Origin of the sequence: Streptomyces hilarionis, from assembly GCF_024539675.1 — a bacterium.
GTDB classification, from domain to species: domain Bacteria; phylum Actinomycetota; class Actinomycetes; order Streptomycetales; family Streptomycetaceae; genus Streptomyces; species Streptomyces hilarionis.
Genome location: NZ_JAHHIT010000923.1, coordinates 1 through 231 on the forward strand (window position 1 = coordinate 1; position 231 = coordinate 231).

General features: G+C 51.1%; 1 protein-coding gene. It reads right to left on the minus strand.

From position 1 onward, the window contains the following. A partial coding sequence (locus KMS84_RS44940; protein ID WP_256921694.1) for a histidine kinase dimerization/phosphoacceptor domain -containing protein occupies positions 1-198 on the minus strand: 198 nt, incomplete at its 3' end. Positions 199-231: the final 33 nt, after the last annotated feature.

The following is a 231-nucleotide window of genomic DNA, read 5'->3' on the forward strand; positions in this document are numbered from 1 at the left end:
TGCCGCTCTGGAAATCTCCTTAGCCGCTTCAGAGCTGCCCAGCTGAGCACTTTGAATGCTCAACATCGACACAATCAGATGAAGGCTATTCATCACACGATGGTCGATTTCTTCGGCCATTAAGTGGGAATGATTCAGCGCCGCTTCCTTTTCCGCGATGGATCGCATAGCAGACAGGCGCAGCTCCAGTTGATCCATCACAACGCTTGCAAGATCCGTCAATGTGTCTAG